The organism is Nocardioides mangrovi, from assembly GCF_020073815.1.
GTDB classification, from domain to species: domain Bacteria; phylum Actinomycetota; class Actinomycetes; order Propionibacteriales; family Nocardioidaceae; genus Nocardioides; species Nocardioides mangrovi.
On record NZ_JAIQZJ010000004.1, the window covers coordinates 94,528 to 117,079 of the forward strand.

General features: G+C 73.0%; 17 protein-coding genes. 11 read left to right on the forward strand and 6 right to left on the reverse strand.

Translation table 11 applies throughout. The features are described 5' to 3' along the window. Positions 1-76: 76 nt before the first annotated feature. From K8U61_RS09300 to K8U61_RS09310, 3 genes are read left to right on the forward strand one after another with little or no spacing between them, the layout of a single operon-like run. Positions 77-643 (forward strand): ArsR/SmtB family transcription factor, encoded by a 567-nt coding sequence (locus K8U61_RS09300; RefSeq protein WP_224122727.1) that lies wholly within the window; start codon positions 77-79, stop codon positions 641-643. Further along, positions 643-978, forward strand: a complete 336-nt coding sequence (locus K8U61_RS09305) for a sterol carrier family protein (protein WP_224122728.1) — start codon at positions 643-645, stop codon at positions 976-978. The genes K8U61_RS09300 and K8U61_RS09305 overlap by 1 nt, the downstream gene beginning before the upstream one ends. Before the next feature lie 9 nt (positions 979-987). Next, the gene (locus tag K8U61_RS09310; RefSeq protein WP_224122729.1) at positions 988-2,322 is read left to right on the forward strand and encodes a dipeptidase; all 1,335 of its coding nucleotides are present in this window, start codon (positions 988-990) and stop codon (positions 2,320-2,322) included. Positions 2,323-2,328: 6 nt separating this feature from the next. On the opposite strand, the gene K8U61_RS09315 is transcribed toward K8U61_RS09310, so the two are convergent. Then, positions 2,329-4,089 (reverse strand): sensor histidine kinase, encoded by a 1,761-nt coding sequence (locus K8U61_RS09315; protein ID WP_224122730.1) that lies wholly within the window; start codon positions 4,087-4,089, stop codon positions 2,329-2,331. Between the two features lie 60 nt (positions 4,090-4,149). Here K8U61_RS09315 and K8U61_RS09320 point away from each other — a divergent pair, with 60 nt between their 5' ends. Next, positions 4,150-6,474, forward strand: coding sequence for a molybdopterin cofactor-binding domain-containing protein (locus tag K8U61_RS09320; protein ID WP_224122731.1), 2,325 nt, complete (start codon positions 4,150-4,152; stop codon positions 6,472-6,474). An 8-nt stretch (positions 6,475-6,482) separates the two neighbouring features. Then, on the forward strand, positions 6,483-6,971 hold the full coding sequence (locus tag K8U61_RS09325) for a (2Fe-2S)-binding protein (protein WP_224122732.1): 489 nt from the start codon (positions 6,483-6,485) through the stop codon (positions 6,969-6,971). A 21-nt stretch (positions 6,972-6,992) separates the two neighbouring features. On the opposite strand, the gene K8U61_RS09330 is transcribed toward K8U61_RS09325, so the two are convergent. Beyond that, on the reverse strand, positions 6,993-8,768 hold the full coding sequence (locus K8U61_RS09330; protein WP_224122733.1) for a sensor histidine kinase: 1,776 nt from the start codon (positions 8,766-8,768) through the stop codon (positions 6,993-6,995). A 100-nt stretch (positions 8,769-8,868) separates the two neighbouring features. Here K8U61_RS09330 and purF point away from each other — a divergent pair, with 100 nt between their 5' ends. The 3 genes from purF to K8U61_RS09345 all read left to right on the forward strand — a co-directional run bounded on the left by purF (position 8,869) and on the right by K8U61_RS09345 (position 11,832). Beyond that, positions 8,869-10,413 carry an amidophosphoribosyltransferase gene (gene purF, locus K8U61_RS09335; protein ID WP_224122734.1) on the forward strand — a complete coding sequence of 515 codons (1,545 nt, stop codon included), beginning with the start codon at positions 8,869-8,871 and terminating at the stop codon, positions 10,411-10,413. A gap of 9 nt (positions 10,414-10,422) precedes the next feature. Further along, positions 10,423-11,487 (forward strand): phosphoribosylformylglycinamidine cyclo-ligase, encoded by a 1,065-nt coding sequence (purM, locus tag K8U61_RS09340; protein WP_224122735.1) that lies wholly within the window; start codon positions 10,423-10,425, stop codon positions 11,485-11,487. A 156-nt stretch (positions 11,488-11,643) separates the two neighbouring features. Further along, positions 11,644-11,832 (forward strand): DUF3073 domain-containing protein, encoded by a 189-nt coding sequence (locus K8U61_RS09345; RefSeq protein WP_224122736.1) that lies wholly within the window; start codon positions 11,644-11,646, stop codon positions 11,830-11,832. A 164-nt stretch (positions 11,833-11,996) separates the two neighbouring features. Here the strand turns inward: K8U61_RS09345 and K8U61_RS09350 are convergent, their stop codons facing one another. From K8U61_RS09350 to K8U61_RS09360, 3 genes are all read right to left on the reverse strand, one after another. Continuing rightward, entirely contained in the window at positions 11,997-13,070 is a 1,074-nt protein-coding gene (locus tag K8U61_RS09350) for a Glu/Leu/Phe/Val family dehydrogenase (protein WP_224122737.1), read from the reverse strand. A 79-nt stretch (positions 13,071-13,149) separates the two neighbouring features. Beyond that, positions 13,150-14,397 carry a hypothetical protein gene (locus K8U61_RS09355; protein ID WP_224122738.1) on the reverse strand — a complete coding sequence of 416 codons (1,248 nt, stop codon included), beginning with the start codon at positions 14,395-14,397 and terminating at the stop codon, positions 13,150-13,152. Positions 14,398-14,400: 3 nt separating this feature from the next. After that, positions 14,401-17,619 carry a response regulator gene (locus K8U61_RS09360; RefSeq protein WP_224122739.1) on the reverse strand — a complete coding sequence of 1,073 codons (3,219 nt, stop codon included), beginning with the start codon at positions 17,617-17,619 and terminating at the stop codon, positions 14,401-14,403. A gap of 38 nt (positions 17,620-17,657) precedes the next feature. On the opposite strand from K8U61_RS09360, the gene K8U61_RS09365 reads away from it, so the two are divergent. Beyond that, entirely contained in the window at positions 17,658-18,692 is a 1,035-nt protein-coding gene (locus tag K8U61_RS09365; protein ID WP_224122740.1) for an LLM class flavin-dependent oxidoreductase, read from the forward strand. 30 nt (positions 18,693-18,722) lie between these two features. Further along, positions 18,723-20,999: a DUF6351 family protein gene (locus tag K8U61_RS09370; protein ID WP_224122741.1), complete on the forward strand. Its 2,277-nt coding sequence runs from the start codon at positions 18,723-18,725 to the stop codon at positions 20,997-20,999. Between the two features lie 15 nt (positions 21,000-21,014). Here the strand turns inward: K8U61_RS09370 and K8U61_RS09375 are convergent, their stop codons facing one another. Next, positions 21,015-21,917 (reverse strand): alpha/beta hydrolase family protein, encoded by a 903-nt coding sequence (locus K8U61_RS09375; protein ID WP_224122742.1) that lies wholly within the window; start codon positions 21,915-21,917, stop codon positions 21,015-21,017. Positions 21,918-22,009: 92 nt separating this feature from the next. On the opposite strand from K8U61_RS09375, the gene K8U61_RS09380 reads away from it, so the two are divergent. Next, positions 22,010-22,546, forward strand: a complete 537-nt coding sequence (locus K8U61_RS09380) for a TetR/AcrR family transcriptional regulator (protein WP_224122743.1) — start codon at positions 22,010-22,012, stop codon at positions 22,544-22,546. The last annotated feature ends 6 nt before the right edge of the window (positions 22,547-22,552 follow it).

The following is a 22,552-nucleotide window of genomic DNA, read 5'->3' on the forward strand; positions in this document are numbered from 1 at the left end:
AATGTATGTTGCGCAACTTCAATTGCGCAAGAGTTAGTGCGCAACTAGTGGTGCGGGTTTCGTCTAGGCTGGGCGCATGGCGACGTACGACGACCCGCGGATCCTCCGCGCGGTCGCCCACCCCACCCGCAACCGGATCCTCAGCGAGCTGTTCGCGGCGGGGTCGCTCCGAGCGGCCGACATCGCCAAGGTCCTCGACATCCCGGCCAACCAGGCGAGCTTCCACCTGCGCCAGCTGGCCAAGTACGGCCTGGTCGAGGAGGCCCCCGACGAGGCGCGCGACAAGCGCGACCGCGTCTGGCGACTGGCCGACGCCGACGGCATCAGCTTCCGCACCCGCGACCTGCGCGAGCAGCCCGGCGGGGAGGCGGCGTACGCCGTCTTCCAGCGCAACGCCGTGGCCTGGGGTCACCACCTCGTCGACCGGGCGCTGGCCGCGGGGCCGGAGGACTCGAGCGTCCACAAGAGCGTCTCGGAGAACGCGCTCCGGCTGACCAAGGAGGAGGCGGAGCAGGTGATGAACGAGATGGGAGCGGTGATCGAACGCTGGCGCGCCCACACCCAGGGGACGGCCGACGACGACCGGATCACCTACTCGGTCTACCAGCTCATCCAGCCCTACCCGGACCGCGAGGACGCCTGATGCCCGCACGCCTCCGCATCGCCGACCCGGACGCCGTGGCCGACGCCTTCGCCAGCGGCGACCTGCGGGTGCTGACCAAGCACTTCCTGGCCGTCCTCGAGCACCGCGCGCCCGGCCACTCGGTCGAGGTGCGGGTCCCGCCGTACGCCGCGGTGCAGGTGATCCCGGGCGTCCGGCACACCCGGGGCACCCCGCCGGCCGTCATCGAGACCGACGCCGCGACCTGGGTCGCGCTGGCCACCGGTGAGCTGTCCTGGGCCGACGCCGAGGCGGCCGGCCGGGTCCGCGCGAGCGGGGAGCGGGCCGACCTCTCGCCGTACCTGCCGCTCACCTAGGTTGGACCCATGAGCAACGAGCTGCGCAGCAAGGTCCAGGCCGTCCTCCCGAGCGTGCGCAAGGACCTCGAGGACCTGGTCCGGATCCAGTCGGTCAGCGCCGACCCCGACCGCCTCTCCGAGGTGGAGCGGAGCGCGCAGCGCACCGCCGAGCTGTTCGCGGCCGAGGGTGTCGACGTCGAGATCGTGCGCGCGTACGACGGCGCCCCGCCGGCCGTCATCGGGGAGAAGAAGGGCCCCGAGGGCGCGCCGACCGTGCTGCTCTACGCCCACCACGACGTCCAGCCGGAGAACGACCACGCCGACTGGGACTCCCCGCCGTGGGAGCCGACCGAGCGCGACGGCCGCCTCTACGGCCGCGGCGCGGCCGACGACAAGGCGGGGATCATGGCGCACGTCGCCGCCCTGCGGATCTTCGGCGACGACCTCCCGGTGACGGTGCGGCTCTTCATCGAGGGCGAGGAGGAGGTCGGCTCCGACACCCTCGTGGAGCTGCTGGGGCAGCACCAGGAGCGGCTGGCAGCCGACGTCATCGTCATCGCCGACTCGGGCAACTGGGACATCGGCGTCCCCGCGCTCACCACCAGCCTGCGCGGCCTGGTCCGCGTCGACATCGAGGTGCGCACCCTCACCCACGCCGTGCACTCCGGCATGTGGGGCGGGCTCGTGCCCGACTCGCTGATGACGCTGGCCCGGGTGATCGCCAGCCTCCACGACGACGCCGGCGACGTCGCGGTCGAGGGGCTGCACCGCGGTCCGGCCGCGGACGTCGACTACCCGGAGGAGCGGCTGCGCGCCGAGTCCGGTGCGGCCCCCGGCATCGAGTGGATCGGCACCGGCTCGAGCGTCGAGCGGCTGTGGACCAAGCCGTCGCTGAGCATCACCGGGCTGGACGCGCCGAAGGTCGCCGGCGCCAGCAACACCCTGGTGCCCGCCGCCCGTGCGCGGATCTCGCTGCGGGTCGCGCCCGGCGACACCACCGAGAACGCGCTCGCCTGCCTGGTGCGTCACCTCGAGTCGCACGTGCCGTGGGGCGCGACGCTCACCCACACCGTGGTCGACACCGGCGAGGCCACCCAGATCGACGCCACCGGACCGGCGTACGACGCGGCGCGGGCGGCGTTCACCGAGGCCTGGGACGGCACCGCCCCCGTCGACATGGGTGTGGGCGGGTCGATCCCCTTCATCGCGGAGTTCCTCGAGGCGTTCCCGCAGGCCAGCGTGCTGGTCACCGGCGTCGAGGACCCGGACACCCGGGCGCACGGCGCCAACGAGGGGCTGCACCTCGCTGAGTTCGAGCGGGTCGTGCTGGCCGAGGCGCTGCTGCTGCGCAACCTCGGCTGATCCGGGTCAGCCGGCCGGCAGGCTGACCCGGAAGGTGCTGCCGCGGCCGAGGTCGGACTCGAGCTCGATCCGGCCGCCGTGCCGCTCGACGACGCGGCGCACGATCGCCAGCCCGAGCCCGGTGCCGTAGCGAGCGGCGGCCTCGGGGTCGGCCGATCGGAAGAACTCCTCGAAGACGCGCTCCTGGTCGGCGGCGGAGATCCCGATGCCGCTGTCGGTGCAGGTCAGCACGACCTCGCCGGCGAGGACCTCGAGCGAGACGGTCACCGTGCCGTGGTCGGGGGTGTACTTCACGGCGTTGCCGATCAGGTTGGTCGGCAGGTGCTCGAGCTCGTGGGCGACGCCGAGGACGGTCGCGCCGCCCTCGGGCAGGTCGGCGGTCAGCGTGATCCCGCGCTGGGCGGCCGGGCCGGCGCTCAGCTCGACCGCGTCGGCGACGATCGGCGCGAGGTCGAGCGGGAGGACCTCGCCGATGTCGGCGTCGGTGGCGCGGTGCAGCACGAGCAGGTCCTCGACGACCCGGGTCAGCCGGACGGCGCCCCGTTGGATGGCGTCGACGGCCGTCCGGGAGCGGTCGCTGAGCTCGGGCGCCGCGCGGAGCAGCTCGGCGAAGCCGACGACGCTGGTCAACGGCGTACGCAGCTCGTGGGAGACGGTCGCGACCAGCCGGGTCTTGTAGTCCGCGAGCTCCTGGAGCTCCTCGACCAGGCGGTGCTCGCGCTCGAAGGTGCGGGCGTTGGCCAGGACGCGGCCCAGGTCGCGGCCGATGTCGATCGCCGCGGCGGTCTCGCCCTCGCTCCACTCCGCGCCGCCGAAGGCCCGGGTCACCGCCAGGACGCCGAGGGACTCCTCGCCCGCGCCGAGGGGCGCGACCAGGAGCGACTCCGCGCCGCCGCCGGTGCCGGCCAGGAAGCCGAGCACGGTGTCGACGTCGGCCTGGGACAGCGGCTCCGGCGGCCGGCGGTCGGGCGCGAAGACGCCGACGGTCTGGCGCTGCCACCCGGCCTCGCCGTAGCGGACGATGACGTCGATCATCTCGGGCGGCGGCTCGACGGGGTTGTCGTCGACGACGGCCCGCGGGTCCTCGCCGAAGAGGTGGAACCACAGCGACTGACCACGGAAGCCCTCGACGATCGCGCTCCCGCAGTCGGCGAGCACCTCGTCGACCGACATCTTCCCGCTCGCCCGGCGGACGATGTCCGCGGCCGCGCTCGCGAGCCGGACCTGCTCGGCCATCCGCTCGCGCTCGAGGATGGCGGACACCGCGCGGCAGGCCTGGCGGACGTGCATGTCGACCTGGGTGCGCCGCTCGCCGACGGGCACCAGGCCGTCGCGGGGGAGCTCCATGCCGAGGACGCCGAGGAGCTGCTGCTGCTCGCCGTACACCGGCGCGACGAGGAGGTTCTCGGGGTGCCAGGCGCCGGGGTCGACGCCCTGGGGCCGGTCGGAGATCCAGCCCCACTTGTCGACGTCGAGCACCATCCGTTCGTGCGGCACGAACTTCAGCGCACCCCAGTCGTCGGCGACCTCGAGCTGCTCGATCAGTGGGTCGACCGGGGCGAGGGTGTCCATCAGCGCCTCGCGTGCGTCGTCCGGGCCGACGACGCAGAGGACGTGGAGGTAGCCGTCGTCGCGGACGCCGCTGATGCCGACCACGTCGAACCCGGTGGCCTCGCCGAGCGCCTCGATGATGGTCAGCAGGCTCGACCGCGCCTGGTCGTCGGAGCGGCGTGACCCGCGGACCGGGCGCTCGAACTCCTCCGACATGACGCGATCCTAGGGTGAGCAACTTCGTGACCGCGGTCACTCTCCGTCGTTGGGGCTGGTGTGACAGGAGATCTCGCCGCCCCGGCCCGCACCACCCGCCGCTCGTTCCTCGGCTACGTCGTCGCCGGCACCACGCTCGTCGCGGCCGCCGACCTCGGCCTCGGGACGACCGCGCCCGCGGCCGCGGTGCCGGGCACCCCTCAACCCGCCGAGCTCTACGACCTCAACGACATGCTGACCGAGGCGGCGATGCCCACGGCGAACCTGATCGCCGTGACGGTCCACGAGGACGGCACGGCCTCCTTCGCACTGCCCCGGATGGAGGTCGGCCAGGGGATCACCACCTCGACGGCGATGCTGGTCGCCGAGGAGCTCGAGCTCCCGGTCGACCGCGTCCGGGTCACGCTCGCCGACGCCCGGCCCGAGCTGCTCTTCAACCAGCTGACCGGTGGCTCCAACACGACGATCTCGACCTACACGCCGATCCGGGTCGCCGCCGCCGTCGCGAAGGGCGCGCTGCTCGAGGCGGCCGCGGTCCAGCTCGGCGACACCGTCGACCAGCTCCGGGCGAAGGCCGGCGTGATCTCGGCGCCCAGCGGCGCTCGGGTCACCTACGGGGAGCTCGCGCGGGTCGCGGCCGCGCAGAGCACCCGAGCGGTGCGGGTGCAGCTCAAGGAGCGCGAGTCCTTCCGGGTGATCGGCGTCGGCCAGCCGCGCATCGATGCCCGGGACGCGGTCACCGGGCGCAAGAAGTACGCGACCGACCTCCACGTGAAGGGGGCGCTGCCGACGATGGTGTGCCGGGCGCCCACGCTCAACGGCACCCCGAAGCGGCTGCGCAACCGCCGGAAGGTGCTCGCCATGCCCGGGGTGCGCGACGTCGCGATGGTCGACTCCGGCGTCGCCGTCCGCGCGGAGACCTTCGGGCAGTGCATCGACGCCGTCCGGGCCATGCACGTCGACTGGGAGGACGGCCCGGTCGCCGGCATGTCCGACCAGGACGTCGTCGACGAGCTGCGTGGTGCCGAGCTGCCGTTGCCGGCGCTGACCGACCTGCTGGCGGCCAACCCGCTCGCGGAGGTCGTCGACGTGGACGTCCTCTACTACTTCCGGTCCAACTCCGCGATGGACACCAATTCCGCGGTCGCCGACGTCCGCGCCGACCGGGCGACCGTCTGGGCCGGGCTCAAGTCGCCGATCACCGCTCAGGAGCGGATCGCCCAGGAGCTCGGGCTGCCGGTCGACGACGTGACCGTCCACGTCGTCCAGGGCGGCGGCTCCTTCGGCCGGCGGCTCTTCTTCGACGGCGCCCTCGAGGCGGCCCAGATCTCGCGCGCGATGGGCAAGCCGGTGAAGCTGATGTGGCACCGGGCCGACGATGCGCGGGTCGGTCGGGGTCACCCGATGGCGACCAGCAAGGTCCGGGCCGTGCACGCCGGCGGTCAGGTCCTGGCCTTCCAGCAGACGCACACCAGCGTCGAGACCGACTTCCGGCACGGCCTCGGGGAGATCATCACGGCGAGCGCGGCCAGCCTGCCGACCGGGCTGGGCAACCTCGGCTTCAGCGAGACGGTCTTCGAGCTGACCCAGGAGGTGCCCTACGACTTCGGCGTGATCAGCCAGACGCTCACCGAGACCGACGACCGCTTCAACACCGGCAGCATGCGCAACATCTACTCGCCCGACGTCCGCGTCGCCGGCGAGCTCGCCGTCGACCGGCTCGCCGAGGCGATGGGGCAGGACCCGTACGACTTCCGGAGGGCCAACCTGCGCAACGACCGCGTGGTCGCCGCCCTCGACGCCGTGGCGAAGGCCGGGGCCTGGGGGCGCACGATGCCGGAGGGCACCGCCCAGGGCATCGCGATCCACCAGGAGTACAAGGGCTGCAGCGCCTGCCTCGTCGAGATCGACGCCCGCCCCGAGCAGACCGGCCGGGAGATCCGGGACGGGGTCGGCGGGCCGCGGGTGACCAAGGTGGTCTTCGCGATCGACGTCGGCCTGGTGGTCAACCCGCGTGGCCTCGAGGCCCAGATGCAGGGGTGCATCAACGACGGCATCGCGCTCGCGCTGACGTCGAGCATGCACCTGCGCGACGGCCACTTCCTCGAGGCCAGCTGGGACAACTACTTCTACACGCGCCAGTGGAACACCCCGCCCGAGGTCGAGGTGATCGTGATGCCCTCCGACAGCGGCCAGCCCGGCGGAGCCGGCGAGGCCGGGGTCGCGGCGACGTTCGCCGCGGTCGCCTGTGCCTACGCGCGCGCCGTGGGCCAGACCCCGGCGTACTTCCCGATCAACCACCGCGACCCGCTCGAGTTCACCCCCAAGCCGGTGGTCCCGCCCGTCCCGCAGTCGCCGACCAACGGCCTCAAGCTCACCTACTGAGGAGACGCATGCCCCGCCAGACCTTCGTCCTCAACGGCAAGCCCGTGACCGTCGACGTCCACGACGACGTCCGCGTGCTGTGGGTGCTCCGCGACCTGCTCGGGGTGACCGGGCCCAAGTACGGCTGCGGGATCAACGTCTGCAAGGCGTGCACCTCGCACGTCAACGGCCGCGCCTTCAACCCGTGCTCGGTGCGCGTGGGCGATCTCGAGCCGGCCGACGAGGTGACCACGATCGAGGGTCTGGCCGACACGGTCGACGCGGACCTGCATCCGATGCAGCAGGCCTGGCTCGACCGCGACGTCGCCCAGTGCGGCTACTGCCAGCCGGGCCAGATCATGGCCGCGGTCGCGCTGGTCCGGAAGGTTCGGCGCGAGGGCCGGACGATCACCGACGCCGACCTCGACGGGATCCGCAACATCTGCCGGTGTGGCACCTACACCCGGATCCGCGAGGCGATCGCGCAGGGCGAGCGCGGGATGGAGCGCGGGATGTAGCGCGGCCGGTCGAACGCCGGCTCAGGCGGCCGGCAGGGTGACCCGGAAGACGCTGCCGCGGCCGAGCTCGGACTCGACGACGAGCTCGCCCCCGTGGCGCTCCACGATCCGCTGCACGATCGCCAGGCCCAGGCCGGTGCCGGGCTGGGCGACCGCCTCGGGGTTGGACGAGCGGAAGAACTCGGTGCCGAGCCGGTCGAGGTCCTCGGGTGCGATGCCGATCCCGGTGTCGGCGCAGGAGAGCTCGACCCGGTCGGCCCTGCGGGAGAGCGTGACGGTGACCGTGCCGCCCTCGGGGGTGTACTTCACGGCGTTGCTGACCAGGTTGCCGCAGATCCGGTCCAGCTCGTCGGGGTCGCCGAGCGCGAGCACCGGGTCGGTCGGGCTGTCGACGACCAGCGAGATGTCCTTGTGCCTGGCCGCCATGGTGCTGAGGTCGACGACGTCCTCGAGGATCCGGTGGAGGTCGACCGGCACCGAGATCAGGGGCGTGTTCGCGTCGCCGACCTTGGCCAGGAGGAGCAGGTCCTCGATGACCCGGACCATCCGCTGGGCGCCGCGCTCCATGGTCGCGAGCGAGCCCCGCGTCGGACCGGAGAGGTCGGGGGAGGCGTCGAGCATCTCGAGGTGACCGAGCACCGACGTGAGCGGGTTCTTCAGCTCGTGCGCGACCGTCGCGATCAGCTGGCCCTTGTAGGCGTCGAGGGCCTGGAGCTCCTCGACCAGCTCGTGCTCGCGCTCGAAGGTGCGGGCGTTGAGGATCGCGTGGCCCAGGTCGTGGCCGATGTCGAGCGCGGCCGCGGCCTCCGCCTCGGTCCACGCGGGACCGTCCGTCAGCCGGGTCAGCGCGAGGTTGCCGAGGCACTCGGGGCCGGCGCCGAGCGGGATGAACATCAGCGAGCCGACCCCGATCTGTGCGAGGAACTCGAGGATGAGCCCACCCTCGGCGTCGGTGATCGGCGGGAGCCACGGTCGGCCGGGCCCCACGATCGCGACCTGCTGGTCGCGCCAGGCCTCGCGCGCGGCGCCCTCGGCGATCCGGCGCAGCTGCGGGCTGAGCGCGACGTCGAGCCCGTCCGCGGAAAGGATCAGCCCCTGGCCCTCCTCCTCGGAGAAGGTCTGGATCCACATGCCGGCGGCCCGGAAGCCCTCGAGCAGCGCCTCGGTGCTGTCGGCGAAGATCCGCTCCAGACTCAGCTGCGCGGTCGCCTTGCGGACGATCCGGCGGGCGGCCTGCGCCATCCGCACCTGGTCGGCGAGCGCCTCGCGCTCGAGCGCGACCACGACGGCCCGGCCGGCCTGCTCGGCGTAGGTGTTGAGGACCTCGCGCTGCGCCTGCCCGGGCCGGAGCCCGTCGAGCGGGAGGTCCATCGCGAGGGTGCCGCGGAGTGCACCGCTGTCGTCGTACAGCGGCGCGATGAGGAGGTCCATCGGGTCCCACGCGTCCGGAGCGTCGATCGGCTGGATGTCGGGCACCCAGCCCCACGTGTCGCCGGCGCCGGGGTCGAGGCGCTCGTGGGGGACGAAGCGGAGCAGCCCCCAGTCGTCGGCCTTCTCGAGCTCGGCCAGCACCCGCTCGACGGTGGTGCGGGTGCCCTCGAGCTCCGCGCGCGCCTGGTCGTTGCCCGCGATCGCGACCGACTCGAGTGCCCCGTCGCGGACCACGCTGATGGCCGCGATGCCGAACCCGGCGACCTGGGTGACCCCCTCGGCGATGAGCTGGAGCGTGTCGCGGGAGGCAGCGTCGGACCACCGCACCTGCCGTGCGGCTTCGTCGGGGGTGAGGTCCCGAGGCATGGTCCTCGTCTTCGTGGGTGGGTTCGGCGCCATGGTAGGCGGATCCGGCTCCCCGCACCGCGATGGGGGCGAAGCGCGGACGCGGCCCTAGACTCGGAGCGTGCCCTTCGAACGCAGCCCCCGCAAGGGTGGTGACGGTCGGCTCACGGCCGCACTCGACCCGCACGAGCAAGGACCGCAGGACGCCTGCGGCGTCTTCGGCGTCTGGGCGCCCGGAGAGGACGTCGCCAAGCTGACGTACTTCGGTCTCTACGCCCTCCAGCACCGCGGCCAGGAGTCGGCCGGCATCGCGGTGAGCAACGGACGCCAGATCCTGGTCTACAAGGACATGGGCCTGGTCTCGCAGGTCTTCGACGAGACGACCCTCGAGTCGCTCAAGGGCCATCTCGCCATCGGCCACAGCCGCTACTCCACGACCGGCGCCAGCACCTGGCAGAACGCCCAGCCGACCTTCCGGCCGACCGCCGACGGCTCGATCGCGCTCGGCCACAACGGCAACCTGATCAACACCGCCGAGCTCGCCCAGATGGTCACCGACCTGCCCGGGCCCGACGACGAGCTCGAGCTGCACACCCGTCCGGTCGAGGAGTCCACCAACGACACGGGACTGGTCACCGCGCTGCTCGCGCACCACCCCGACACGTCGCTGGAGCAGCGGGCGCTCGAGGTGCTGCCGCAGCTCAAGGGCGCCTTCTGCTTCGTCTGGATGAACGAGGACACCCTCTACGCCGCCCGCGACCCGCAGGGCATCCGCCCGCTGGTGCTCGGTCGCCTCGAGCGCGGCTGGGTGGTCGCGTCCGAGGACGCCGCCCTGGCGACGATCGGCGCGAGCGTCGTCCGCGAGGTCGAGCCCGGTGAGATGCTCGTCATCGACGAGAACGGCCTGCGCTCCCACAAGTTCGCCGAGCCGGAGCCCAAGGGCTGCGTGTTCGAGTACGTCTACCTCGCCCGCCCGGACGCGACGATCAGCGGTCGCAACGTCCACGAGGCGCGCGTCGAGATGGGCCGCCGGCTGGCCCGCGAGTTCCCCGTCGACGCCGACCTGGTGATGCCGGTCCCCGAGTCGGGCACCCCCGCCGCGTCCGGGTACGCCGCGGAGAGCGGCATCCCCTTCGGCCAGGGCTTCGTCAAGAACGCCTACGTCGGCCGCACCTTCATCCAGCCCAGCCAGACGCTGCGCCAGCTCGGCATCCGGCTCAAGCTCAACGCGCTCGAGCACATGATCCGCGGCAAGCGGATCGTGGTCGTCGACGACTCGATCGTCCGCGGCAACACCCAGCGCGCCCAGGTCCGGATGCTCCGCGAGGCCGGTGCGCTCGAGGTCCACGTCCGGATCTCCAGCCCGCCGGTGAAGTGGCCCTGCTTCTACGGCATCGACTTCGCCACCCGCGCGGAGCTGATCGCCAACGGCCTCGACGTCGACGAGATCGCCGCCAGCGTCGGCGCCGACAGCCTCGGCTACATCTCGCTGGAGGGGATGATCGAGGCCACCGGACAGGCGCCGGAGCGGCTCTGCCGGGCCTGCTTCACCGGCGAGTACCCGATCCCGCTGCCCGACGAGAGCATGCTCGGCAAGCACCTCCTCGAGTCCTCGATCCAGGCGCCGACGTACGGCAAGGCGCTGCCGGTCCTCAACAACCCCTAGGAGACCTGGGTGTCCCCCGAGAACGCGTACGCCGCCGCCGGCGTGTCCATCGAGGCCGGCGACAAGGCCGTCGAGCTGATGAAGGTCTGGATCGACAAGGCCCGGCGTCCCGAGATGATCGGTGGGATCGGCGGCTTCGCGGGTCTCTTCGACGCGACCGCGCTCAAGTCCTACGACCGGCCGCTGCTCGCGACCTCGGCCGACGGCGTCGGCACCAAGGTCGCGATCGCGCAGGCGCTCGACAAGCACGACACGATCGGCTTCGACCTGGTCGGCATGCTCGTCGACGACCTGGTCGTCTGCGGCGCCGAGCCGCTCTTCCTCACCGACTACATCGCCACCGGCCGGGTCGTCCCCGAGCGGATCGCGGCGATCGTCAAGGGCATCGCGGAGGCGTGCGTCGAGGCCGGCTGCGCGCTGCTCGGCGGCGAGACCGCGGAGCACCCCGGCCTGCTCGACGCCGACGAGTACGACGTCGCCGGCTCGACGACCGGCGTGGTCGAGGCCGACCGGCTGCTCGGCCCCGGCCGGGTCCGGCCCGGTGACGTCGTCATCGCCATGGAGTCCTCCGGCCTCCACTCCAACGGCTACTCCCTCGTGCGGCACGTGCTGCTCCGCACCGCGGGCTGGGAGCTCGACCGACAGGTCGAGGAGCTCGGCCGCACCCTCGGCGAGGAGCTGCTGGAGCCGACCCGGATCTACGCCAAGGCGTGCCTGGCGCTCGCCGACCGCACCGCGACCCACGCGATGTCGCACGTCACCGGCGGCGGCCTGGCCGCCAACCTCGAGCGGGTGATGCCGGTCGAGCTGGCCGCGACCATCGACCGGACCACCTGGACCCCGCAGCCCGTCTTCGACCTCGTCCGGCGGGTGGGCGACGTACCCCAGCCCGACCTGGAGATGACCCTCAACTGCGGCGTCGGGATGGTGGCCCTGACGGCCGCCGCCGACGCCGACGCGGCCGTCGCGGTCCTCGCCGAGCACGGCGTCCGGGCCTGGGTCGCGGGCGAGGTCCGGGCCGACGCCGAGCGGGGCGGGAAGGTCGAGCTGGTCGGTCAGCACCCGGGGTGGTGAGACCCCCCTGGTCCGCTCGTCCGAGGTGATCTGCGCGAGTTCCGCGATCCGATGTGCGGGAACAGCCAGCCAGCGGGTACGGTTGCCCCACGAGAACTCTGAGAATCAGTCCGGGAGCCTGAGCGCCCCGGCCGAGTGTGCGAGGGGGCTGACCCTATGGGGCGCGGCCGAGCGAAAGCCAAGCAGACGAAGGTCGCCCGCGACCTGAAGTACCGCACTCACGAGACGGACTTCGGGGCGCTGGCCAACGAGCTGCATGGCCAGACGAGCAGCGACGACACCGACAAGCTCGACCCGGACGAGCTCGACAAGTGGTCGGACTACTCCGACTCACGTCGCGACTGACCCTCGCCACCTGATTCGCCGACCCGGTCCGCCGGGCTGCTGGCGCGCGCTGCGGTACGGCGGGTTTCCCCGGCTGCCCGGGGAAACCCGCCCGACACGCCGCTGAGCGACGGCGTGTCCGGCGGGAATCCCCGGCTGCCCGGGGAAACCCGCCGGTGGCGCGATCAGCGCCCCGGGAGCCACATCCCGCGCAGGCGGCCGACCTCGCGCATCCGGCGCTCGGCGAGCCGGTCGGCGGCGATGGCGGGCGGTACGCCGTCGGAGGCGGCGAACTCGAAGACGGCGAGCGTGGTGTCGAGGATGCCGGCGGCGCGCTGCTGCGCGCGCTCGAAGGAGAAGCCCTCGAGCTCGTCGGCGACCTGGATCAGGCCGCCGGCGTTGACGCAGTAGTCGGGGGCGTAGAGGATCCCGCGCTCGGCGAGCGCCTTCTCGACGCCCGGGTGGGCGAGCTGGTTGTTCGCGGCGCCGCAGACGATCCGGGCGCTGAGCGTCTCGACGACCTCGTCGGTGAGCGCGCCGCCCAGCGCGCAGGGCGCGTAGACGTCGAGCGCCGAGGCGACCAGCTCCTCGGTCGAGCCCACGACCCGCACGGACGGGTGCTCGTCGCGCACCCGCTCGAGTGACGGGGCGTGCACGTCGGTGACCACCACCTGCGCACCGTCCTCGACCAGGTGCCGCACCAGGTGGTGACCCACCTTGCCGACACCGGCGACGCCGACCGTCCGGCCCTCCAGGGACGGACCGCCCCAGGCCACGGTCGCGGCCGCGCGCATGCCCTGGAAGACGCCGTACGCCGTGAGCACCGAGCTGTCGCCCGCGCCGCCGTGCGCCACGGTGCGGCCGGTGACGAAGGCGCACTCGCGGGCGATGAGGTCCATGTCCTCCGAGAAGGTGCCGACGTCGCAGGCCGTGTAGTAGCGGCCGCCCAGCGCCTGGACCTGCCGTCCGTAGGCCCGGAGCAGGGGCTCGGACTTGTCGGTGTGCGGGTCGCCGATGATGACGGCCTTGCCACCGCCCAGGTCGAGGCCGGCGAGGGCGGCCTTGTAGGACATCCCGCGGGAGAGGGCGAGCACGTCGGCCAGCGCGTCCGCCGTCGAGGCGTAGGGGTGGAAGCGGGTGCCGCCGAGGGCGGGGCCGAGGGCGGTGGAGTGGACCGCGATGATCGCGCGGAGGCCGCTGGCGGGGTCCTGGGCGAAGACGACCTGCTCGTGGTCGGCGCCGAGGTCGAAGACGGACATGGGTGGTCCTGCTTTCTGTGTGGCCACGGGGTGGGTGGCGGTTGTGGTCGGTGCACGCAGGGGTGGCGCGTGCTCCAGGTCACACAGTAGTGCGGTCGGCGGGCCGCATCAGCACGACCTCGCCGTGGGTGCCGTAGCCCAGCAGGGCACCGCCGTACGGCCGCCCGTCGAAGGTGGCCAGCAGCCAGTCGTCACCGGTCCGGACGAGCGTCGGCCACGGGATGTTGGTGGGGTACGGCGCCGCCAGCTCGCCGGTCTCGCGCATCGCGAGGTCGAAGACGGGGTAGCGCCGGGCCCGCTTGTCGCTCGCCAGCACCCGCCAGGCGCCGTCCAGGTGGGCGAGGGTGCTGCCCTCGCACTCCTTCAGCCCGCCGGCCGCCCCGAGTAGCGACAGCGAGTCGAGCGTCGGCCCGCCGGCCAGGGCCGGGTGGAAGCGGAAGAACCTCGTGGCGCTCACGAAGCCGACCAGCCAGCCCTCGGCCGTCCGGGCCAGGTGCGGGTCCCACGTGCCGACCGACCGGAGCCCGTCGACGGGCAGGGGGAGCGGCGTGGTGTCGAGGAGGTGCACCCCGCTGAGCAGGTCGGCGTCCGTCCGGGCCAGCGTCACGCCCACGCGGGGCCGGTCGCGGTCGAAGTCACCCCAGGTGCTGGTCGCCACGAGCCACGCCGACCCGTCGCGCAGGACGTGGGTGGCGTGGTCGCCGTACCGGCCCGGCCGGCCGGACCGCCGGAAGAAGAGGTCGGAGAGGTGGGTGAGCGCGTACGTCGCCGGGTCGAGCTCCCAGAGCGAGGTGTGCGCGGTGTCGAAGAAGCCGGGCCCGGCGCTGGTCGCGGACAGCACGACCCGGCCGTCCTCGACCCCGTCGACGACCCGGACGTCGCGCAGCCCGAGCTGCCCGAACCGGCCGGCCACCGGTGCGTCCGCCGTGAGCGCCGCCAGCCACGCGCCGGAGCGGGTGTCCAGCCGGTCGCGCAGGTCGTGCCGGCCGCGCGCGGTCCACGCCCCGGCCACCCCGGCCGCCCCGGCCGCCCGGGTGAGGACGGTGAGGTGCGTGCCGGTGAGGGCGAGGCCGACCTCCTCGATCGGTGCGTCCGGGCGAGCGAAGCGGCGGGACCGGTGCCGGGTGGTGCGGCCTCCGGCGGTCACCTCCAGCCAGGCCGCGTCGCCGTCCCACCGACCGACCAGCACGTCCTCCCCCGAACGCAGCGCGACGGTGCCCGGACCGGTGGCGGCGGCGTACGGCGCGACGACCTCGGCGAGCGACGAGCCGGGGACGACCAGGTCGACCGGTCGCCGCCGCGCGGCGACCTCGAACGGCGGGAGCACCGGTCAGGCCCGCTCCGCGGTCGCCTGCTCGAGCGCGGCGACCGCGTGGTCGACCTCGACGGCGAGGACGGCGAGCAGCGGCGTGGTGCCCTCGGTGGTGCCGGCGATGCCGAGGGACTCCAGCCGCTGGGCCGCGGCGGCGACGCGGGGGAGGCCGAGGTTGAGCGCGCTGCCCTTGAGCTGGTGGGCGGAGGTGAGGAGCGCGTTGGCGTTGTCGGCGTCGACGGCGTCGCGGATCGCGGTCATCTGGCCACCGACCCGGTTGAGGAAGGACGCCGCCGTGCGCTGGAAGAAGGACACGCCGTCCTTGACGAGGTCCTCGAGCAGCAGCACCCGCTCGCGGTCGAGCACGCCGCTCGGTGGCTCGGAGTCCGGCGGCGGCAGGACGGGAGCCGGGACGGGTGCCGTGACCGTGCGCGGCTCGACGGGCAGGCCCTCCGGCGCCCAGGTCCGGATCGCGTGCTCGAGCTCGCCGGCGTCGACCGGCTTGGTGAGGTAGTCGTCCATCCCGGCCTCGATGCACCGTTCCCGCTCGCCCTCGAGCGCGGACGCGGTCATCGCGATGATCGGCACCCGCCGTCCGGTGGCCTCGGCACTCCTGATCCTGCGGGTCGCGTCGAAGCCGTCGAGGTTCGGCATCCGGCAGTCCATCAGCACGAGGTCGTAGCCGTGGTCCCCGGCGAGCCGGTCCACCGCCTCGAGCCCGTCGGAGGCGAGGTCGACCGAGACGCCCAGCGACTCGAGCATGCCGGTGGCCACCAGCTGGTTGACCGGGTTGTCCTCGACCACCAGCACCCGGATCCGCAGGTCCGCCGCGTCCACCGGAGGGTCCGCCGCGACCGCGGTCTCCTGCACGCCGAGGACGGCCGCCAGGGTGGCCTGGAGCTCGGCATGCCGCACCGGCTTGCTCAGGCTGGTGTGGATCCCCGCATCCGCCGCCTGCTGCCGGGTGACCGAGTGGTCGGAGCTCAGCAGCACCATCGTGGTCGGCCCGACGGCGCGGTCGGCGCCGATCCGGCGGGCGAGCTCGAGACCGTCGACCTCGGGCATCACCAGGTCGAGGAGCACCACCTCGAAGGGGTGTCCGGACCGGGTGGCCTCGCGCAGCGTCGCGAGGGCCTCGGTCGCCGACGCCACGGCCACCGGCTCCAGGCGCCAGGCGGCGAGCTGCTCCTCGAGGATGAGGCGGTTGGTGTCGTTGTCGTCGACGACGAGGATCCGGCGACCGTGCATCGGGGCCGGTACGTCGGTGGGGCGGGACGATCCAGGGACCAGGCCGAGCCGGGCGGTGAAGGAGAACGTGCTGCCCCGACCCGGCTCGCTGGTGACCCAGAGCTCGCCGCCGAGGGCCTCGACGAGCTGGCGGGAGATGGCCAGCCCCAGGCCGGTGCCGCCGTGCCGCCGGGTGGTCGAGGGGTCGGCCTGGGTGAAGGCCTCGAAGAGCCGCTCGCGCTGGTCGGCCGCGATGCCGACGCCGGTGTCGCGCACGTCGACGCGCAGGACGGCGTCGCGGGGGGTCTGCCGCTCGACCCGCGCCTCGATCACCACCTCGCCGGCGTCGGTGAACTTCACGGCGTTCGAGGCGAGGTTGGTGACCACCTGCCCGAAGCGCACCTGGTCGCCGCGCAGCAGGGTCGGGACGTCGGGGTGGCAGGCCACGACGAGCTCGAGGCCCTTCTCGTGGGCCGGGCGGCCGAGCACGGACGCGACCTGGTCGAAGACGGAGCGGACCTCGAAGTCGGCGACCTCGAGCTCGAGCTTGCCGGACTCGATCTTCGAGAGGTCGAGGATGTCGTTGATGATGCCGAGCAGCGTGAGGCCGGCACCTTGGAGGTTCTCCGCGAGCCGCCGCTGGTGGTCGTCGAGGCTGGTGCGCAGCAGCAGCTCGGTGAGGCCGATGACGCCGTTCATCGGCGTCCGGATCTCGTGCGACATGGTGGCGAGGAACTCCGACTTCAGCCGGGAGGCCTCCATCGCGTCGTCGCGCGCGACGGCCAGCTCGATCGCGGTCTGCTCGCGACCGCCGACCAGTCCCAGCTGGGTCGCGATCTGCTCCATCATCCGGTAGGAGTTCTCGTCCGGCGGCACCTCGTCCGCCAGGAGCTCGACGACGGCGGCGACGCGGCCGCCGACGAGCACCGGCATCGCCACCAGGCTGAAGCCCTCCGCGAGCGTGGCGGGCCGGTCGACGACGATCTCGGCGGCGGCGCGGGCCCGGTCGGCCAGGTCCGGGTCGGCGGTCGGCAGGTCGGCGCCGTTGCGCAGGTCGACCTCCTCGACCCCGCCGGCTCCGTCGTAGAGGAAGCCCGCGACGCCCGCCCACGTGGTGTTCTCGCCGACGCCCTGCCCGGTGATGAGCACGGCCTCGCGCAGGGTCGTCGCGCGGTTGGCGGCGCTCGCCATCTGCTGCAGCAGCAGCAGGCGGCGGCTGGCGGCCTCCGCCGCCTCGTCGGCCAGGTGCAGCGCTGTGGTGTCCTGCGCGGTGCCGTGGAGCCGGACCACCGCGCCGGTGGGATCGAGGTCCGGGATGCCCCGGCCCCGGATCCAGCGGATCTCGCCGTCGGGCCGCACGATCCGGTGGTCGAAGGCGAACTCCGCGCCCTGCAGGCCCGCGTCGATGGCCTCCATGGCGTGGTCGCGGTCGTCGACGTGGATGCGCTCGAGATAGGTGAGGTAGTCGATCTGCTCGGCCTGGGTCACGCCGAAGATGCGGCACATCTCGTCCGACCAGCGCACCACGTCGTTCGGGACGTCCCACTCCCAGCTGCCGAGGTGGGCGACCCGCTGCGCCGTCGCCAGCTGGGCCTCACGCTCGGTGAGCGCCTCGACGAGCTGCTTGCGCTCGGTGTAGGGCGTGACCCGGTGCAGCCACCCCTGCCGCCGGCCGTCGGGCCCGATCATCGGCGAGAAGCTCACCAGCCCCCAGACCGAGCTGCCGTCGGGGCGCACGAAGTGGCTCTCGACGTTCACGCCGCCGGCGCCGGTCGCGATCATCCGCGCGAAGTGCCCGGCGAAGTCGGTGCGGCCCTGCTCGTCGAAGACCTCGTGGACGGGGAGGCCGTGGAGCTCTTCCAGGTCGCGGCCCAGGATCTCGGCCATCATCGCGTTGGCGTACGTCGTCCGACCCGAGTCGTCGAACACCCAGACGCCGTCCGGGCCGGCCGCGAAGAGCCGCCGCACGACGTCGGGGTCGGCGTCGTCCAGCCATTCCGGATCGAGCATTGTTCGATGATGACGCACAACGAGGCGAAAGGCAGACCATGAACCACCGGAAGCTCGGCACACCCCAGGATCCGACCTTCGGGTTGGACACCTTCGGCGACGTCTCGACCGGCCCCGACGGTGTCCCGGTCAGCCAGGCGGAGACGATCCGGCAGGTCGTCGCCGAGGCCGAGCTGGCCGACGCGGTCGGCCTGGACTTCTTCGGCGTCGGTGAGCACCACCGTCCCGACTTCGCGGTCAGCGCACCCGACGTGGTGCTCGCCGGGATCGCCGGCCGCACCCGCCGGATCCGGCTGGGCACCTCGGTGACGGTGCTCAGCTCCGACGACCCGATCCGGGTCTTCCAGCGCCTCTCCACGCTCGACGCGTTGTCTGGGGGCCGCGGCGAGATCACGGTCGGTCGGGGCTCCTTCACCGAGTCCTTCCCCCTCTTCGGTCTGTCGCTGGAGGACTATGAGGAGCTCTTCTCCAGCCGGCTGGAGACGCTGGCCTCGCTCCTGCGCGGGGAGCCCGTCAACGACGTGGACGTGCAGCCCCGGCCCGAGCAGGACCTGGTCGTCTGGGTCGGGGTCGGCGGCACCCCGGAGTCGGTCGTCCGTGCCGCGTCGTACGGGCTGCCGCTCGTGGTGGCCGTGATCGGGGGGTCGCCGGAGCAGTTCGTGCCGCTGGTCGACCTCTACCACCGGGCGCTCGCCCACTACGGCCGCGGCGACCTGCCGGTGTCGATGCACAGCCCGGGCCACGTCGCCGCGACCGACGAGCTGGCCCGCGGGCAGCTCTACCCGCACCAGGCCGCGGCGTTCACCAAGATCGGCCGCGAGCGCGGCTGGGGTCCCTACACGCCGGCCCAGTTCGAGGCGAGCGCCGGCCCGACCGGCTCGCTCTTCGTCGGCTCGCCCGAGACTGTCGCGCAGAAGGTCGCGTGGGCGATCCGCACCCTCGGCCTCTCCCGCTTCCAGATGAAGTACGCCGTCGGCTCGCTGCCGCACGAGGAGCGGATGGAGTCGATCCGGCTCTACGGCACCGAGGTGGTGCCGCGGGTTCGCGAGATCCTCGAGGTGTCACCCGAGTGACGATCGCCACCCGGCCTCGTTGACAGGAGCATGCGCGTCCGCCTGCTGCTCCTCCTCGCCCTGCTGACCCCGCTGCTCCCGGTGCTGACGGTGCTGCCCTCGGGCAGCAGCGCGGCCGCACCGCGACCACGGCTGGTCGTCGAGGTGCTCTCGACCCGCGCCGACCTGGTCTCCGCGGGCGACGTGCTCGTCGCGGTGCGGATCCCGGCCGGGGTGCGGCCGGGGTGGGTGCGGGTGACCGCGGGCGGCCGGGACGTGACCAGGCGCTTCGCCGTACGCGACGACGGGCGCTACCTCGGCCTCGTGAGGGGGCTCCCGCTCGGCCGCACCGTGCTGCGCGCCAGCGCACCGGGCGCGCGGGCGGGCTCGATCACGGTCACCGACCACCCGGCGGGCGGGCCGCTCTTCTCGGGTCCGCAGACGCGGCACTACGTCTGCCAGGACGGCGCCACCGACGCCCGGTGCGATGAACCGGCGACCTACGACCTGCTCTACCGCTCCACGAACCCGCTGCAGGCCGACCTCCAGCCCTACGACCCCGCCGACCCGCCCGCCGACGTCGCCACCACGACCACCGACCAGGGCGTCGAGGTGCCCTTCATCGTCCGTCGCGAGCAGGGCTTCCTCGACCGCGACCGCTACACGATCCTCACGCTCTGGCAGCCCGGTCAGCGGTGGAGGCCGTGGTCGCCCCAGGAGCAGTGGAACCACAAGCTGCTGGTCACCCACGGCGGTGGCTGCGGCGCGTCGTACACCCCCGGCGAGCCGCCGCTCGCCGACTACTCCGGCACCCTCGACGGCGTCCCGGCCACGACCCCGAGCTACGTGACCGCCCTCGGCCTCGGCTTCGCCGTCCTCTCGACGGCGCTCGACAACACCGGCCACAACTGCTCGGTCGCGATGAACGCCGAGTCGGTGCTGATGGCCAAGGAGCGGCTCGTCGAGCGGTACGGCGAGCTGCGCTACACGATCGGCACCGGCTGCTCGGGCGGGTCGATCGCCCAGCACACCGTGGCCAACGCCTACCCCGGCATCTACCAGGGCCTGATCACCAGCTGCTCCTACCCCGACACCTTCACGGCCGGCGCGCAGTTCGCCGACTACCACCTGCTGCGGCTCTACTTCGAGGACCCGTCCCGGTGGGGGACCGGCGTGGTGTGGTCGCCGACCCAGATGGCCCAGGTCGAGGGTCACCTCTCGCACCTCAACGCCGTCGTCGCCGACGAGGGCCTCTTCAAGGCGGCTCTCAACCCCGAGAACGCCTGTCCCGGCACGTCCGACCCGGTCGCCGGCGACCCGTCGACCCGCTACGACTCCGAGACCAATCCGACCGGCGTCCGCTGCTCGGTGCTGGACCTGCTGGTCAACCAGCTCGGCCGCCGGCCGGCGTCGGTGTGGACCTCGCAGGAGAAGGCGGCGGGTCACGGCTTCGGCGGGCTGCCCTTCTCCAACGACGGCGTGCTCTACGGGCTCTCCGCGCTGGAGGACGGCACCATCACGCCCGGGCAGTTCATCGACCTCAACGTCAAGATCGGCGGCCTCGACGTCGACTCCCAGCCGATCGAGCAGCGCATCGAGGGCGACCCGGCCGCGATCGCCAACGCCTACCGCACCGGGCTGATCGACGAGGCCAACCACCTCGACGAGGTCGCGATGATCAACCACGGCGGCCCCGACCCGGGCCTGGCCCACGACTACGCCCACGCGTTCTGGACCGAGGAGCGGCTGATGGCCGACCAGGGCGACACCGACAACCGGGTGATGTGGTTCGGCCCGACCCCGCTGATCGGCGACGTCAGCTGGGCGACCGAGGCGCTGACCAAGATGGACGAGTGGCTCTCCGCGGTCGAGGCCGACGACTCCTCGGCACCGCTGGCCACCAAGGTCGCGACCGACCGGCCCGACGACGTCACCGACCGCTGCGTGGTCGACCGGCTCGCCCGGGCCTGCGACGTCGAGCAGCTGCAGGTCCTCCAGACCCGGCTGTCCACGCCGCGGCAGGAGGCGGGCGGCCCGCTCGCGAACGACATCGTCGCGTGCGCGCTCGCGCCGCTCGACCGGGCCGACTTCGGCTTCATGGTCGTGCCCTTCACCGACGAGGAGTGGGCGACGCTCGAGCAGACCTTCCGGCACGGTGTCTGCGACTGGTCGGAGCGCGGCCGCGGCCAGGGGCCGGCCGAGACCTGGCTCCGCTACGACGCCCGTGGCGGCGGCGTCGCGTACGGCGGCCGCCCGCTGCCCGCCGTGCCCGCCCACTCCGGCGGCGGGCTGACCGGCCCGGCGTGGCAGGTGATGCTGCGCAGGTGACGGAGGCGGTCGCGCCTACTTCGACTCGAACCGACCGAGCTCGGTCGCGTCGTCCCGCAGCCTGTCCCAGGGCTCCCGCGTGGTCCCGAGAGCGCTGCACAGGTACGCCGTGCTCGCCCGGCGGATCAGCTCGACCCGGTCCGGGCTCTCGTCGGTGGTGTGGGTGTCGTCGTAGGCGGTGATGCCGCCGAGGGAGTGCTCCGCGCCGGCCAGGACGAGCAGGTCGGTGGCGCCGGGCGCCAGTCGGAAGCCGTCGGTGAACCAGTCGGGTCCGCGTACGGACAGCGGCGAGTCGTCGGCGTCCCCGGCGATGACCAGCGACGGGGTGGTGAGGTCGGAGAAGTCCGGGCTCATGAAGGGGAAGTGCTCCTGGGCGAACGGCGAGAGGTCGGCGCCGCCAGTCCCCGTGAGGGCGAGCAGGACGGCCGCCTTCACCCGCTCGTCCTTCGCAGACGCCGACGAGGTGCCGTCGGCGCCGACGACGCGAGCACCGACGAGCGCGCTCGCGGTGGTGGCGCCGTACGAATGGCCGGCGACGGCCAGGCGGCCGGTCTCGGTGCGCTCGGCGAGGCCGGGGATCGCGGCGAGCACGGTCCCGAGCTCGTCGATGACCTGACGCAGGTCGCGGATCCGGATCTCCCAGAGCTCGGCGCTCCGGGGATCGTCCGCGTCGAGGCCCTGGGCGTCCAGGTGGTTCGGCTGGACGACCACGAACCCCTGGTCGGCCCAGTGGTCGACCAGGGGTCGGTAGCTGTCCATCGAGGCGCCGAAGGCGCCGTACCCGTGGGAGAACACGATCACCGGCAGGCCGGTGCCGGTGCTCGGGGCCGTCAGGTGGACCAGGAGGTCGTCGCCCCGGTCGGGGGCGGCCAGGGCGATCGGGCGGACGGAGACGGTCGGGGTGGTCAGGGTGCTCACATCGGGTCCTTCGGGTAGATTCGAAGCGGAACGTTGTTCCGGAAGAACCACCATAAGCGGAACGCTGTTCCGTTTTCAAGGAGGAGCCCGTGGTGTCGACACCAGCACGCCCCCAGCGCTCGGACGCGCGCCGCAACCAGCAGTCGTTGCTCGATGCTGCGGGCGCGGTGTTCGTACGGGCCGGGATCGACGCTCCGGTCCGCGAAATCGCGCGGGAGGCCGGCGTCGGTACCGGCACCATCTACCGGCACTTCCCGACCCGCGCCGACCTCGTGGTCGCGGTGTTCCAGCACCAGGTCGACTCCCTGGCCGCCGTCGGCGACGACGTGGCGCTGCGGGACTGGATCCTGCGGTTCGCCGACTTCCTCGTCACCAAGCACGGCCTCGCCGATGCCATGGCCTCCGACCGCGTCGGCTTCGAGCGGCTGCACGCGGGGTTCGTGGTCCGGCTCGAGCCCATCTGCGCCCGGCTGCTCGGCGTGGAGGTCTCCGCGGGCCGGATGCGTGACGACGTGCGGCCGCTCGAGCTGATGCGGGCGGTCGGCAACCTCTGCATCGGTGCCGAGGGCGACGACGAGTACGACGCCCGGCGGATGATCGAGGTGCTGCTGAGGGGCCTGACCGCCTGACCGCCC